The following is a 13,404-nucleotide window of genomic DNA, read 5'->3' as shown; positions in this document are numbered from 1 at the left end:
AATTGATGGATCCACCGCGTAATGCTGTACCCAGCCCCTGCATCGGTCTGTGTACCCTGGACAGTGACGGTTACTGCCGGGGCTGTTGGCGCACGGGCAACGAGATCGGGAGTTGGATGCGCATGAGCGACAGCGAACGGCGCCGTTTGATGGAGCAGGTGTTGCCTGTGCGTGCCAATGAGGCCACCGGCTTTGCCGCGCAGCTGGCTGGCCGCGAGCGTCTGCAACAGGCCTTGCTGCCGCTGGGCAATGCGCCCGGCGGCGCGGGATGGAACCGCGAAGAACTGGAAGACCTGCTGCCTCCCGGTCCGCCGGTCGAGGCGGCGGTGCTGGCAGGCTTGGTGCCGCGCGCAAACGGAACGCAGGTGCTGTTGACGCGTCGCACCGAGGCGCTGCGCAATCACGGCGGGCAGGTGGGTTTCCCCGGTGGACGGGTGGAACGCAGCGACCGCAATGCGCTGGCGGCGGCGCTGCGTGAGAGTGATGAGGAAATCGCGCTGCCGTCCAGCCAAGTGCTGGCGCTGGGTTATCTGGATCCCTTCATCACCATCACCGGCTTCCGCGTAACGCCGGTGGTGGCGATAGTGGACCCCGCGTTTGTCGCGCGCCCGGAGCCGGGCGAAGTGGCCGAAGTGTTCGAGGTGCCGCTGGATTACCTGATGAACCCGGACAACCTGCGTCTGGTGGAAATGGAACACCGCGGCCGCGTTCGGCATGTCATGGAATACGCATGGCCGGGGCATCGCATCTGGGGCGCCACCGCCGCCATTCTCTATAACCTGCGTCGTCGCTTGGAGTTGCTCGGATGAAAACAACAGAACTGGGCTGGACCACGCTGGTCGATGTGCCGGGCCTTGCAGCGGCGTTGAATGAAGAACGCCTGCGGTTGGTCGATGCGCGCGCCACCGCCAGCACCGCGCTGCGTGTAGTGGATGCACGCTTCTCGTTGGCCGATGTGCAGTCGGGTGCCGCTCAATACGCGGCCGGGCATATTCCCGGCGCGGTCTATGCAGATCTGAATCGCGATCTGTCCAATCTCGATAAGCAAGGTCACGGCCGACACCCGTTGCCCGACAGCGAGGCCTTCGCCGCGACGCTGGGCCGTTGGGGCATCACGCCCAGCACGCAGGTGGTGGTTTACGACGCCGCCGATGGCAGCATGGCGGCCGCGCGCTTGTGGTGGCTGCTGCGTTTGATCGGGCATCGCGATGTCGCGGTGCTGGAGGGCGGCTTGGCCGCGTGGCAGGCCGCCGGGCATGCGTTGCAATCTGGTGAGGTGAACGTGCCGGCGGTGGCGCCGTATCCGGGGTCGTTCGACCTCAGCCAAGTGGTCAGTGCCGATGAGGTGCAGTCGCGTTTGTCGGATGCACCGGGTTGGTTGTTGGATGCACGCGCCGCCGAGCGTTATCGCGGTGAAGTGGAGCCGCTTGATCGCATCGCCGGGCATGTGCCGGGTGCACTCAATCGGCCATTGGCAATGAATCTGCGCGAGGGTCGCTTTCGCCCGGCGCAGGAGTTGCGAGCGGAGCTGCAGCCACTGCTTGCCGACTACGCACCCGATCAAGCGGTGGTGATGTGCGGTTCGGGCGTGACCGCTTGCCACCTGCTGCTGGCCTTTGAACATGTCGGCCTGCATGGCGTGAAAGTGTTTGCGGATTCGTGGAGCGGTTGGTCAAGTGACGCGCAACGGCCGGTGGCGACCGGCTGAGCCCGCCTGCCTGCAGCGGGACGCCGTGTGACCGATTCAACAGGGGGCAGGATGGATTTCAGGAAGTGGGGGAGCGGTGTACTGCTGTTGCTGGCGCTGGTCGCCTGCAAGCAGCAGGACAATCCGTTCCTGCTCGACTCGCGTCAGTACCACCGTGAAGTGGAGCAGTGGCGCTCGCAGCGGATCGCACGTCTGCGTGCGCCCGATGGCTGGCTGAGTTACACCGGTTCGGGCCGGGTAAAACTGGGCAGCCATCGCGTGGGCAGCGCCGCCACCAATGACATCGTGTTGCCGAGCGGCCCGGCGCAACTGGGGACGCTGGAGGTTGCTGCAGATGGTACGGCGGTCATCCACGGCCAGGCCGGTACCGGCGCGACTTTGAATGGCAAACCGTTGCGTCAGGCCACGTTGCGCCCGGTGACGGCCGGCGTTCGCGATGCCAGCCGTATCCAACTGGGCAGCGGTGAGTTCTATCTGGTGCGCACCGGCGTGACGCTGGGCTGGCGTTATCGCGATGCGAGTTCGCCGCGGCGTCGTGATTTTCGCGGCATTGATTACTTCCCGGTGGAAACCCGCTGGCGGGTGGAAGCGCAGTGGCATCCCTTCCCGGAGCCACGCCACTCGGTGTTGTTGACCTCGATTGGCACGCCGTTACCGGCCACTCTGTTGGGCGAAGCGGTGTTCGAGATAAACGGGCGCAGCCATCGCTTGCAGCCGGTGTTGGATGAAGCGGCACCGGCATCGCAACGGCTTTTCTTTGTGTTCACCGACCGCACCAGCGGCCGTGAAACCTATGGCGGCGCGCGCTACCTGTACGCAGCTGCGCCGCAGGACGGCAAGTTGGTGCTGGATTTCAATCGCGCCATGAACCCGCCGTGCGCATTGACGCCGCATGTGGTCTGCCCGATTGCGCCAGCCGCCAATCGGCTGGATCTGGCAGTGACGGCGGGCGAGAAGTACCAACCGCTGGCGCAGTAGGCGCAGCGCCTGTGGCCGTCAGAGCGGCAGTGGTTGCTGCGGAATGGCGTTGAGCACGTCCTGCCACGGGAACAACGGGCCGGGATCGAGCTTGCGCGGCACCTCAAGCGTGGCGTCATCGCTGGCCGGCATGCGCGCGGTGTCCAGCTGCTCGTGGCCGGCAATCCAGCGCAGCGATGGCAGTGTTTCTGGCAGCCACTGCAGCAGCCGTATCAGCGCGGCGATCTGCGCTTCGGTGTAAGGCTCGGGCATATGCTGGTTACGGGAATCGAACCAGTCCGGCCAACGGCCGCGATTGACCAGTTCGATACCAATGGAACGCGGGTTGATGCCGCGCACATGGTGCGCCACCCGATCCAGTGCGACGTATTGCAGGATGCTGCCGTCGCGGTCGATGTAGTAATGGCCGCTGTTGCCGGTGCCGGCCTCGTAATGCACGCGTTCGCCATATTCGCGGGCGGTGGCCAGGTCCGGCAGTTCGGTGCAATGGATCACCACCAGATCGACGTCCGACAGTGTTCGGTGGGTCAGCAGCGCCTCGTAGGGCAGGGGAACGGCGGTGATGGGGGGCGGTAGTGGCATGGCGTGATGCTAGCATTCGCGCATGAGTCCTGATTACTGCGTGCGGTCGCCATGAGCCGCGGACATTGCATTCTTTCCCACGGTTTCGAGAGCGGCCCGGAGGCGACCAAGGTCACCGCGTTGGCCGAGGTCGCACAGCGCCTTGGCTGGAGCCATGAGCGCCCGGATTACACCGATCTGGATGCCCGCCACGACATCAGCTCGGTCGGCGATGTGCCGGCGCGGCTGCAGCGGCTGATCGAGCGGGCCGCCGAGATGGCCGCGCGCGGTCCGTTGGTGTTGGCCGGTTCCAGTCTGGGCGCCTACATTTCGGCGATCACCTCGCTGAAGGTGCCGGTCAAGGGCCTGTTCCTGATGGTGCCGCCGACCACCATGGGGCCGATGCCGGCGCTGGACGCCGCGCCGGTGCCGATCAGCGTGGTGCATGCCTGGGGCGATGAGCTGATCCCGGCCGCTGAAGTCATCCGCTGGGCCGCTGAGCGCTCGGCGCGGCTGCTGCTGGTCGATGACGGTCACCGCCTGAGCAACCACGTCGAGGCCTCCGCGCAGGCCTTCGAGGCCCTGCTGCGCGCGCTCTGAGCCGCCTGTGAAGGCCGCCCCGGGCAGCCGATCCGGCGTCGGGGCCTGCAACTGCCTACAATAGCGACCCTGGATGCCCTCCGGGGCCGGTCGCCGTGCCCGCCCGCATCCCTTCCTTTCTGACAGCTGATCCGATCCCGTGAAATTCTTTGTTTCCTGCGCCAAGGGCCTTGAGTACCTGCTTGCCGACGAACTGCTGGCGATGGGCCTGAGCAAGGCCACCGCCACCATTGCCGGCGTCAATGCCGAAGGTGAACTGCGCGACGCGCAGCGGGTGGTGCTGTGGTCGCGCCTGGCCAGCCGCGTGTTGTGGCCGCTGGCCGAGTTTGAATGTCCGGATGAGGGCTCGCTGTATCAGGGCGTGGTCGCCATGCCGTGGGACCAGCACATCACTTCCGAGCTGACTTTGTCGGTGGACGCGCATGTGTCCGGCACCGCCATCACCCACGCGCGCTTTGCCGCGCAGCGGGTCAAGGATGGTGTGGTCGACAGCCTGCGGTCGCAGGGCATGGAGCGGCCGTCGGTGAATGTCGAGTTCCCGGACGTGCGCATCAACCTGTCGCTGCGCAAGGGCCGCGCCACCATTTCCATCGACCTGGGCGGCGGCCCGATGCACCGTCGAGGTTGGCGCATGGCGCAGAACGATGCGCCGCTGAAGGAAAACCTCGCCGCCGCCGTGCTGCTGCGCGCCGACTGGCCGAAGATCCACGCGCAGGGCGGTGGTTTGCTGGACCCGATGTGCGGCAGCGGCACGCTGCTGATCGAAGGCGCCTTGATGGCCGCCGACGTCGCACCGGGCCTGCAGCGTCATGGCAGCCTGCCGCCGAGCCGCTGGCGCGGTTTCGACCAGGCGCAGTGGAAGGAATTGATGGCCGAAGCGCGCGCGCGTGAAACGGCCGGTCGTGCGGCGTTGAAGCAGGTCATCCACGGCAGCGATATCGACCCGAAGGCGATCAGCGCGGCCAAGGAAAATGCAGCGGTGGCCGGCGTCAGCGAGGCCATCTGGTTCGGCGTGCGTGACGTGGCCGATATGCAGGTGCCGCCGCAGGAAACCGGTTGCGTGGTCTGCAATCCGCCTTACGACGAACGCCTTGCTGCCGACGCCATGCTGTACCGCCGCATCGGTGACGCGCTCAAGCGTGCGGTGCCGCAGTGGCGCGCAAGCCTGCTGTGCGGCAGCGCCGATCTGGCGTTTGCCACCGGCCTGCGCGCGCGCAAGACCTACCAGCTGTTCAACGGTGCCATCGAGTGCGCGCTGATCATCTGCGACCCCATCGCCGTGCCGGCGCGTGAGAACGATGGCCAGCCGCGCGAACTCAGCGAAGGCGCGCAGATGGTGGCCAACCGCCTGCGCAAGAACCTGAAGAAGTTCAAGAACTGGCTGTCGCGCGAAGGCGTCAGTTGCTTCCGTGCGTATGACGCCGATCTGCCCGAATACGCGGCGGCCATCGACGTCTACCGGGAGGACGGCGGCAAGGGCCGCACCTTCCTGCATGTGCAGGAATACGCCGCGCCGGCCACCATTCCTGATGTGGATGTGCGCCGCCGTCGCAATGAATTGCTGTCGGCCGCGCGTGAGGTGTTCCAGGTGCCGGCCGAGCAGGTCGCGCTGAAGTCGCGCGAGCGTGGCAAGGGCGGCAGCAAGTACGGCCGCTTCGAGCAGCGTGGCGAGTTCATCCTGGTGCGCGAGAACGACGCGCTGCTGCGGGTGAATCTGTTTGATTACCTGGACACCGGTCTGTTCCTCGACCACCGTCCGCTGCGCAGGCACATGGCCGACGAAGCGCGCGGCAAGCGCTTCCTCAATCTGTTCTGCTACACCGGCGTGGCCAGCGTACAGGCCGCAGTGGCCGGTGCCAGTTCGACCACCAGTGTCGATCTCTCCGGCACCTATCTGCAGTGGTGCGCGGACAACCTCGCGCTCAACGGCAAGGGCGGCAGCCAGCACTCGCTGGTGCAGGCCGATGCGATCACCTGGCTGGAAGCGGAGAAGAACCGTTACGACGTGATCTTCTGCGACCCGCCGACGTTCTCCAACTCGGCCCGCGCAGAGGATTTCGATATCCAGCGCGAGCACGTGCGGTTGTTGGACGCCGCGGTGAACCGTTTGACCTCCGATGGCGTGCTGTATTTCTCCAACAACTTCCGTCGCTTCAAGTTGGATGAAGCAGCGATTGCCACGTTCGCCAACTGCCAGGAGATTTCCGCGCAGACCATCGGCCCGGATTTCGAGCGCAACGCGCGCATCCACCGTGCGTGGGAGCTGCGGCGGCTGGGCTGAAGCGCGGGAAAGGAGTCACATGCAGCCATCTTCCATTGCATTTGAAGGCGTGTTGTTGCGGCCGTTCGAGGATGGCGATGCCGCAGTGTTCGTCGAGGCGGTGCGGGAATCGGCGGAGAGCATCCGCCGATGGATGCCGTGGGCGTCGCATGACTACAGCGCCGCGCAGGCGCTGGAATGGTTCGCCGCCTGTCGTGCGCAGCGCGAAGCCGGAACGGCGTTGGAGTTCGGGATTTTCTGCCAGGACAGCGGCGTCTTTCTGGGCGGTGCGGGCTTGAACGACATCCGCCGCGAGCAGCGCTTCTGCAACCTCGGGTACTGGGTGCGGCAATCGATGCAAGGGCAGGGCATTGCACCGCGCTGCGTGCGCGCGCTTGCCGCGCATGGTTTCGCCAACGAAGCCTTGCAGCGCATTGAAGTAGTCGTGGCGGTGGGCAACACGGCCAGCGAAAAAGTGGCACTCAAATCCGGTGCCCTGCGTGAGGGGATAGCGCGCAATCGATTGCTGATCAATGGGCAGCCGGTGCCTGCGCATATGTTTTCGTTGATTCCGGGATAGCGCGGGAGCCTTCCCCCCTCTCCCCAACCCCTGCTCCGCCCCCCGGCCCTTGCGCTGACGCAAGGGCGCTAGGAGAGCAGCGAATCAATGATTCGCAAGCTGCTCTCCGTCGCCCCGCAAGGGGAGAGGGGCTTTGAAGCTGCAGTCGCAAGCGTTGCGTCAGCGGGTACTGATGCGAGCCCCTCTCCCTTGATGGGAGAGGGGTTGGGGAGAGGGTGCGGCAGTAGCTAGTGACAATAAGCGCCGCTCGGACCCTCATCCGCCCCTTTGGGGCACCTTCTCCCGGAGGGAGAAGGGGAGTTCGACTTCGGGGAGAAGGTGCTGCCCGACATTCACAACAGCATTGCAACCAGCCCCAGCACCGGCAGCGCCCACGCCAGCGGCACGATCCAGCGCGGCCGGTATGGATACAGGCCGAAGGCGATCAGTAATCCGGCAGCGGTCAACGCACCCAGCCACACCACCGGGCCCAGCGCCCAGCCTTGGCTCCAGACGCACAGGCCGAAGGCGACAGTCAGTGCCGCCCAGCCCAGCCAGCGCCACACGCGCATGCGCTTGGTGTTGTGCTGTGCCTTGCCGTGCAACTCCTGCTGGTGTTTGTCCATGGCCAGCGACAGCGCGGTGAAGCCCGAATACGACAGGGCAAGTGACAGCAGCATCATGCCGATGCCTCCGTGGCCGCTGCTGCTTGTTGGCGGCGTTTTTTCTCGGCCGCACTCAGTGCCGGCTGCCAACGCTGCATGCGCAGGCCGCAGTACCAGAGCATCGCGCCGAAGGCGAGCATGCACAGGTCGAAGCCGGCCAACACCCAGTCGCCCTGCGGCAGGGTTACACCCAGATGCGTGTGCGTGGTCAAGGCGTTGAGCAACGGAATCAGCGCGAACATTGCCGCGCCTGCATACAACTGCCACGCCCACATCATCCGCTTGGGCCAGATGAAAGCGGCCAGCAGCGATGCCGCCCACGCGTAGAAGAATACGTTGATCTCGGCGTCGCTGCGGTCGGTCATCTGCAGCGGCAGCAAACGATTGCCCCAGAAATACGCGGCGAAGGCAATCGGCAGGCCGGCGACAGCGCCGATGTTCAAAGCGTCGACCAGACGCAGGCCGAAGCCGGTCTTGCCGGACTTGGCATGCTTGGGCCGTTCTTTCACTGCCCACAGCATCACGCCGCTGGCAACCATCAGGCAGCCGATCAGGCCGGACAGGAAGAACAGGGCACGCAGCCCCCAATCAGCGAAACGCGCCAGATGCAGGCCGTACATCACGCCACGGGTGGCGGTGGCACCGCCTGCGTTTGGACTGGCTTCAATCAACTCACCGCTCACCGCGTTGAAACGCAGGGATGGCGTGTCCACCGACAGACGTTTGCCGTCGCGCTGGTGAATATCAATGATCGCGTTGGCCGCGCCTGGCCGGTACAGAGTGAAACCGGAAACGTCTGCGCCATTCCATCGCTTGCGTGCGCTGTCCATCAACTGTTGGATCGGCAGCGCGACCGCGGTGCCTTGTCCCGGTGATTCGATGTCGGCCATGCGCGCGAACGCCTCGCTGAAGAACGCATCTTCGTCCTTCGGATAGGCGGTATTCACGCCCCATGGCAGGTACATGAACATCAACGTGACGATGCCGGTGTAGGTGATCATGGCGTGGTACGGCAGCGCCATCACCGCGCTGACGTTGTGGAAATCCAGCCACGAACGCAGCCCCTTTTGGGGGCGGAAGGTGAAGAAGTCCTTGAAGATCTTCTTGTGGGTGATGACGCCGGTGATGATCGCCACCAGCATGAACATCGCGCAGAAACCCACCAGGTAACGCGCCCACACCACGGGGATGTAGTGCAGGTCAAAGTGCACGCGGTAGAAGAAGTCGCCGCCCCGGGTTTCACGCGCGGTGACTTCGGTGCCAGTGTTTGGATCAACAGTCGCATCGCCGAAGCGGCCACCGCCCCGGCGTCGGCGTTTCTCGCCTTCGGCCGGCGGTTTGACCATGGATTCGGGATTGCGCCAGAACATGCGCATGGCCGGGTTGCGGGCATCGGGCAGGGTGACGTTCCAGCTCTCGGCCTGCGGTGCCTTGTGCTGCAGGAAGGTGATGGCGCGGGCGGCCGCGTCGTCGGCACTCACCGTGCTGCGCGGCAGCTCCGGGCGCATCCAGCGACTGATTTCTTCGCGGTAATAGCTGGCGGTGCCGGCCATGAAAATCAGCAACAGCAGCCAGCCGACCAACAAGCCGGTCCAGGTGTGCAGCCATGCCATGGATTGGCGGAAACCATTCTTCATGCCGCTGCTCCAAACCACTGTGTGCCCAGCCAGAACAGCGCGGTGGGAATCAGGATGCCGCCCCATGCACGCAGTGCGGTGCGGGTGGCGAACGCCCACAACGCCGCGCAGGCGCACAACACGATGGCGACCAGCATGCCGGTCAGCACGGCCTGACTACGTGCGATGGGCAGGGCGACGGCGAAGAACATCGCGCACGTTGCGGCCAATGCGTAGCCGCCGAAGATGGCGGCGAGCGAACGCGACAACACGCCCAACCAGGGGCGTGCGAAGAAACTGCCAAGACGGGTGTGCCAGGGGCTGGCGAAAGGCGTGCTGTCCACAGGAACCTGCAATGTCGAATCGAAGTGGCATCACCGGCTGCACGCCGGTGATCAAAGAACGGCCATCCATGGCCGGCACTGCACGGAGCAGTGCCTTCCCTGGAGACGGTTACAGCTTCCAGCGCAGGCTCAACCGCACATTGCGCGGCTCGCCCCAGTTCACGCCGTCATAGAAACCAACGTTGCTGTAGTACTTCTTGTCGAGCAGGTTGTTGATGTTCAACTGCGCCGAGAAGTTGTCGTTGAACCGGTAACCGGCAAAGGCGTTGACCAACACCACCGGGTCCTGGGTGATGCGCGACTTGTAGGTCTTGCCGCTGGTCAGGTAGTCATCGGCGGGGCGGTTGCTCATGCGCCAGATTTCGCTCTGCCAGGTCACGCCACCGCCGAGCGACAGCCGGCTCCATGCACCACTCGGATGCCAACCGGTGTTGAGGCGGAAGGTGTTCACCGGCGTGGTGGTGTTCTGGCGCACGCCCTGCTGGTTGCGGATGATGGTGTGCGCGTAGCCAGCGGACAGGTTCCAGCGCTCGCTGATGCTGCCCTGCGCTTCCACTTCCCAGCCCTTGACCTCGTTGCCCTTGCCGGTGGAACGGTAGGCGGTTGAGCCGTCCGGCAGCGAGCCTTCCGGCACCGAGTCGTCGATTTCGGCAACGTTGTCCTTCTCGCCCTTGAACACCGCCGCCGAGGTATTCAAACGACCGCCGAACAGTTCGGCCTTGATGCCGGCTTCCCACATGTCACCGACCACCGGCTCCAGGTAGCTGTTGTTCTTGTCGCGATAATTCTGCGGCTGGAAGATGTCGGTGTAGCTGACGTAGGCACTGAAGAATTTGTTGAAGTCGTAGATCAGGCCGGCGTAGGGCGTCAGCGAATCATCCGGCTTGTAGCCACCGCGCTCGGTGCCCAGCAATTTTCCGGAAGCGTCGCGGTCGTAGCTCCAGCTGCGGGTTTCCCAGCTGCCATAGCGTGCGCCCAGCACCGCCATCAAGGGGTCGGCCAACTGCAGGCGTGCGGCGACGTAGGCAGCGCGCTGCTTGAGTTCGTCCTGCGAAGAGAGCCAGTTGTAGCGGTTGACCTGCAGCGGCGGCACGTTGCCGGTCCAGTGGCGCCAATCAGGTACCTGCTCGTAGCCATCGGGGGTGTCGAAGTCCGAGCCTGGCACTTCACCCTTGCGCACGGACTGGCCGACGCCGACTACCAGCTCATGCTCACGACCGAACAACTTGAACGGGCCGCTCGCATTGAGGTCGAACACCTGCATGTCGCTGCGTTCGCCGAACGCACCGATGAAGGCGTTGACGCCAGTGCCATCCGCGCGCGGGTAGCCGGATGCGCCGTACCAGACTTCACCTTCGGTCTCGCGCTTGGAGCGGGTGAAGCTGCCCTTGATCGACCAGTCGTGGCCCAGGCTCTGTTCGATGCGTGCAAAGGCACTCTTCTCGACGATGGGCCACTGGCTCCAGCGCGCCGACAGATTGGTCGAGCGCGGCAGATTGGCCGGCTTGCCGTCGGCACCCCAGTACGGCACCACGCCCCAGGTGACGCCGGAGGTTTCTGGCGACTGATATTCGTAGCCCACTTCCAGCAGGGTGCTGTCGCTCAGGTCGGCCTGGACGATGCCGTAGAACACGTTCTTGTCGAGGCGATACACATCGCGGAAGGAGTCGCTCTGCTGCTTGGCGGCGACAAAGCGCGCACGCACGCGGCCATCCAGTGCGACGGGGCCACCGATATCTGCTTCCAGACGCTGATTGCCCCAGCGGCCAAGCACCAGGTTCGCGCTCATCGCGAATTCGTCGGTAGGGCGCTTGCGCACGTAGTTGATGGTGCCCGACGGATCGCCCGCGCCGGTGGTCAGGCCGGTGGCGCCGCGTACCACTTCGATGCGGTCATAGATGACGCTGTCGTTGTTGGTCTTGATGTAGCCGCCGAAGGTGTTGAGCATGCCATCCACCTGGAAGTTGGTGATGTTGTAGCCACGCGACACGAAGTTGATGCGCTCGCTGTCGGTGACGGACACATGCACGCCCGTCACCTGGCCCATCACGTCCGACATCGCGAACAGGCCCATGTCATCCAGACGCTGACGGGTGAGCACGGTGACCGACTGCGGCGTGTGGCGCAGCGACAGATCCAGCTTGGTCGCGGTGCGTGCCTGCTTGACGGTGTACGAGGTGGGCAGGTCGCCATCGGCAACCACCTTCACCGTATCCAGCGTGGTGGCGCTGCTTGCCGGCGCGGCTTCAGCGTGCGCATTGCTGGCAAGGGCGAGGGTGAGCGCTGCGGACAGCAATGAAAGCGGGAACGTGGCAGTGGGGCGATGCATCGATGTTTCCTCAAGTGGCGAAGTGGAGCGGCCAACAGAGGAGTGCCCACGGCTTCGCCACACAAAGAATGTGTGCGCTGCCGGAGTGAAATTCCCGCGTGCTGCCCGCATGCACAACGCGATCGCTGTGAGCGTCGCGCGGCAAAATTTTTATCGGGGGTACACGGGGCTGTGCGGGGAGATGCAGGGCATCCATGCCGCGAGAGGCTGGGCGTACGGCCTAGCTCGTAACGATAACCATTCTTATTTGTGAGGGCAAGCTAAATTGTCTTTGGGTGCTTGGTGAACTTTTTGGGGATGCGAGTGATATCGGCGGCCGCAGCTTCATAGCCCCTCTCCCGTGTGCGGAAGAGGGGTTGGGGTGAGGGGACGTCGAGATCAATGCAAATGAAGAAGGTGCAGGCGGGTCCGAAGCAGATGCTGGATTTTCGAGAACATCGAAAGCGCCCCTCATCCGCCCCTGCGGGGCACCTTCTCCCGTGGACGGGAGAAGGGACGGCGTCAGGCGTTACGGGCTCTTCAGCAAAACTACAACCCTCAAAACCGCAGCCACTCCGTAATCGCATGCAACAACACCCCGATCAAACCACCCACCAAGGTGCCGTTGAAGCGGATGTACTGCAGATCGCGGCCGACGCTCAGTTCCAGTTGTTCGACCAGTTTTTCTTCGTCCCAGGCTTTCACGGTCTGCGCGATGTGCGCAGTGACGCCGCTGCGCAGGCGGTTGGTGAGTTTCTCCGCGCCAGACAGCATGTGCTGGTTGAGGGCGTCGCGCAGTGCCGGGTCGCTGCCGATGGCCGCGCCGAGCTTGCCGAGGCTGCGTTCAAGATGGCCGGCGAGAGCAGAGTTCTCACTTGAAAGATCATCGCGCAGGTAGTCGTGCACGCGCTGCCACAAGCCCTGCACGTAATCCTGCACGGCGGGGTGATCGATGACCTGCTGCTTGAGTGCGTCGACCTTGGCAGCCAATGCGGGATCGTTGCGCAGGCGCTGCATGTAGTCGCTCAGCCAGCGTGCGTAATCCTGCCGCAAGGGATGCTCGGCTTCGGACAATACCGCCTGCAGTTCTTCCAGTCCGGCGCGTGCCAGGCGATCGGCGAGTGTGTCGCCGATCTCGTCAATCGGTTTGACCCAATCCACCGTGCTGGCCAGCTTGGGCCATTCCTTGCGGATGTAGCGCACGATCAACGCCGAGGCGTGTTGACGCACGCTCTCCTTGTCCAACCAGTCGGCAACGCGCTTGAGGCCCTCATCGAGCACGCGCTGATGGCGGTTGTCGGCGGTGAGCAGGCCGAGCAGTTCGCCGGCGGTTGCTGCTGCGTTCCATTGCCGCAGTTGTTCGACCACGAATTTCTGGATGGCGCGACGCACGGCAGTTTCATCGAGCAGGTCCAATGCCTGCACCGCCCAGCCACGCGCCAAGCCGGCAAGCATGTGCGCTTGCTGCGGCTCGGACAGCCATTGCCCCAAACGTGCGGCCGGGTCGAACACCTTGAGCTTGGCCAGCAGCGCTTCCGGTTCCAGGAAGTGGTCGCGCACGAACACGGCCAGGCTGTCGGCAATGCGTTCCTTGTTGCGCGGAATGATGGCGGTGTGCGGGATCGGCAGGTTCAACGGACGGCGGAACAGCGCGACCACGGCAAACCAATCGGCCAATGCGCCCACCGTCGCGGCTTCACAGAACGCGCCCACCCAGGCCCAGATGCCGCGCTCGCCGTTGAGGTGGCTGACGATGAAACCGGCCAGCATCGCCAGCAACATCGCCAGTGCATACAGCTTCAGGC

Annotated in this window: 12 protein-coding genes; 6 read left to right on the top strand and 6 right to left on the bottom strand. The window is 64.5% G+C overall.

Translation table 11 applies throughout. The features are described 5' to 3' along the window. Positions 1-5 precede the first annotated feature (5 nt). The 3 genes from ACREP4_RS02880 to ACREP4_RS02870 are packed head-to-tail and all read left to right on the top strand — an operon-like array spanning position 6 to position 2,686. Entirely contained in the window at positions 6-809 is an 804-nt protein-coding gene (locus ACREP4_RS02880) for a CoA pyrophosphatase (protein WP_431594781.1), read from the top strand. Further along, complete coding sequence (locus tag ACREP4_RS02875; protein WP_431594680.1) at positions 806-1,708, top strand: sulfurtransferase; 903 nt, start codon at positions 806-808, stop codon at positions 1,706-1,708. The genes ACREP4_RS02880 and ACREP4_RS02875 overlap by 4 nt, the downstream gene beginning before the upstream one ends. A 51-nt stretch (positions 1,709-1,759) precedes the next feature. Continuing rightward, on the top strand, positions 1,760-2,686 hold the full coding sequence (locus ACREP4_RS02870) for a DUF1684 domain-containing protein (RefSeq protein WP_431594679.1): 927 nt from the start codon (positions 1,760-1,762) through the stop codon (positions 2,684-2,686). An 18-nt stretch (positions 2,687-2,704) separates the two neighbouring features. Here the strand turns inward: ACREP4_RS02870 and ACREP4_RS02865 are convergent, their stop codons facing one another. Beyond that, positions 2,705-3,268, bottom strand: a complete 564-nt coding sequence (locus tag ACREP4_RS02865; protein ID WP_431594678.1) for an N-acetylmuramoyl-L-alanine amidase — start codon at positions 3,266-3,268, stop codon at positions 2,705-2,707. 51 nt (positions 3,269-3,319) lie between these two features. Here ACREP4_RS02865 and ACREP4_RS02860 point away from each other — a divergent pair, with 51 nt between their 5' ends. The 3 genes from ACREP4_RS02860 to ACREP4_RS02850 all read left to right on the top strand — a co-directional run bounded on the left by ACREP4_RS02860 (position 3,320) and on the right by ACREP4_RS02850 (position 6,687). Then, complete coding sequence (locus tag ACREP4_RS02860; protein WP_431594677.1) at positions 3,320-3,847, top strand: hypothetical protein; 528 nt, start codon at positions 3,320-3,322, stop codon at positions 3,845-3,847. Positions 3,848-3,986: 139 nt separating this feature from the next. Then, positions 3,987-6,128, top strand: a complete 2,142-nt coding sequence (gene rlmKL, locus ACREP4_RS02855; RefSeq protein WP_431594676.1) for a bifunctional 23S rRNA (guanine(2069)-N(7))-methyltransferase RlmK/23S rRNA (guanine(2445)-N(2))-methyltransferase RlmL — start codon at positions 3,987-3,989, stop codon at positions 6,126-6,128. A 19-nt stretch (positions 6,129-6,147) separates the two neighbouring features. Continuing rightward, positions 6,148-6,687, top strand: a complete 540-nt coding sequence (locus ACREP4_RS02850) for a GNAT family N-acetyltransferase (RefSeq protein ID WP_431594675.1) — start codon at positions 6,148-6,150, stop codon at positions 6,685-6,687. A 332-nt stretch (positions 6,688-7,019) separates the two neighbouring features. On the opposite strand, the gene ACREP4_RS02845 is transcribed toward ACREP4_RS02850, so the two are convergent. The 5 genes from ACREP4_RS02845 to ACREP4_RS02825 form a co-directional block, all read right to left on the bottom strand. Further along, positions 7,020-7,349, bottom strand: coding sequence for a DUF3325 domain-containing protein (locus ACREP4_RS02845; protein ID WP_431594674.1), 330 nt, complete (start codon positions 7,347-7,349; stop codon positions 7,020-7,022). After that, positions 7,346-8,968 carry a PepSY-associated TM helix domain-containing protein gene (locus tag ACREP4_RS02840; RefSeq protein ID WP_431594673.1) on the bottom strand — a complete coding sequence of 541 codons (1,623 nt, stop codon included), beginning with the start codon at positions 8,966-8,968 and terminating at the stop codon, positions 7,346-7,348. The genes ACREP4_RS02845 and ACREP4_RS02840 overlap by 4 nt, the downstream gene beginning before the upstream one ends. Next, positions 8,965-9,291, bottom strand: a complete 327-nt coding sequence (locus ACREP4_RS02835; protein ID WP_431594672.1) for a DUF3649 domain-containing protein — start codon at positions 9,289-9,291, stop codon at positions 8,965-8,967. Before ACREP4_RS02835 ends, ACREP4_RS02840 begins: the two co-directional genes overlap by 4 nt. A gap of 109 nt (positions 9,292-9,400) precedes the next feature. Next, positions 9,401-11,620 carry a TonB-dependent siderophore receptor gene (locus ACREP4_RS02830; RefSeq protein ID WP_431594671.1) on the bottom strand — a complete coding sequence of 740 codons (2,220 nt, stop codon included), beginning with the start codon at positions 11,618-11,620 and terminating at the stop codon, positions 9,401-9,403. A 537-nt stretch (positions 11,621-12,157) separates the two neighbouring features. After that, a complete protein-coding gene (locus ACREP4_RS02825) occupies positions 12,158-13,381 on the bottom strand; it encodes a DUF445 domain-containing protein (RefSeq protein ID WP_431594780.1) in 1,224 nt (407 codons plus the stop codon). Positions 13,382-13,404 lie beyond the last annotated feature (23 nt).

The sequence above is a fragment of the Stenotrophomonas sp. genome, from assembly GCF_050737575.1.
Taxonomy (GTDB): domain Bacteria; phylum Pseudomonadota; class Gammaproteobacteria; order Xanthomonadales; family Xanthomonadaceae; genus Stenotrophomonas.
The sequence above is the reverse complement of the archived record's forward strand: the minus strand, read 5'-3'. Positions and strand labels throughout refer to the sequence as shown.